1 protein-coding gene is annotated in these 1,264 nt (G+C 68.0%); it reads left to right on the top strand.

What is annotated here, in order from left to right:
- Positions 1-1,056, top strand: a 1,056-nt coding sequence (locus tag I5G_RS04875; protein WP_022878056.1) for a citrate synthase, incomplete at its 5' end; no start/stop codon positions are given.
- Between the last annotated feature and the right edge of the window lie 208 nt (positions 1,057-1,264).

Here is a 1,264-nt window from a genome sequence, read left to right as displayed (position 1 = left end):
CAGCTCGCGCAGAACAGCACGTATCTCGAGGTGGCCTGGCTCCTCATCTACGGCGAGCTGCCCTCGGCATCCGAGCTGGCGTCCTTCGACGAGCGGATCCGCCGTCACACGCTGCTGCACGAAGACCTCAAGCGCTTCTTCTCCTCGCTTCCCCCCACCGCGCACCCCATGTCGGTGCTGTCGGCGGCCACCGCGGCCCTCTCGACCTACTACGAGGCGGAGTCGGACCCGCACAACCCCGAGCACGTCGAACTCAACACGATCCGCATGCTCGCGAAGCTCCCCGTGATCGCGGCCTACGCACACAAGAAGAGCATCGGCCAGGCCTTCCTGTACCCCGACAACTCGCTGAGCTTCGTCGACAACTTCCTCAAGCTGAACTTCGGCGTGCTGAGCGAGATCTACCAGGTCAACCCGGTCATGACGAAGGCCCTCGACCTGCTCCTCATGCTGCACGCCGACCACGAGCAGAACGCCTCGACCTCGACGGTGCGCCTGGTGGGTTCGACCGGTGCGAACCAGTTCGCGTCGATCTCGGCCGGCATCCAGGCCCTGTCCGGTCCGCTGCACGGCGGCGCGAACGAGGCCGTGCTGCAGATGCTCGGCCGCATCCGCGACTCCGGCGAGAGCGTCGAGCGGTTCGTCGAGCGCGTGAAGAACAAGGAAGACGGCGTGAAGCTCATGGGCTTCGGACACCGCGTCTACAAGAACTACGACCCGCGCGCGAAGCTCGTGAAGGGTGCAGCCGACGAGGTCCTCGAGGCGCTCGGCGTGAGCGACCCGCTGCTCGACCTCGCCAAGGAGCTCGAGCAGATCGCGCTGGAGGACGACTACTTCAAGGAGCGTCGCCTCTACCCGAACGTCGACTTCTACACCGGCGTCATCTACAAGGCGATGGGCTTCCCGACGCGCATGTTCACGGTGCTCTTCGCCATCGGCCGCCTGCCCGGCTGGCTCGCGCAGTGGCGCGAGGCGATCACCGACCCCCAGACGAAGATCGGCCGCCCGCAGCAGCTCTACACGGGGGCCGCGCAGCGCGACTACCCCGGCGTCTGATCCGGCACCGACGCCCCGTCCCTCTCGCGAGGGGCGGGGCGTTTCGCTGCGCGCCGGCGCGCTCGCTCGGTGATTCGCGCGATGTCAGCCCGATCCGGGCGGGGGCGGCTGAGTCTGCGCGGATCGCTGAGCTTGCGCTGCCCGGCCGGGAGGTGGATGCCGGGCACCCGGCGCCCGCACGCTAGGTTCGGTGCATGTCGCGTCTGCT

Origin of the sequence: Microbacterium sp. B19 (genome assembly GCF_000333395.1) — a bacterium.
In the GTDB taxonomy this organism is placed as follows: domain Bacteria; phylum Actinomycetota; class Actinomycetes; order Actinomycetales; family Microbacteriaceae; genus Microbacterium.
This window is presented reverse-complemented; position numbering and strand designations above follow the sequence as displayed.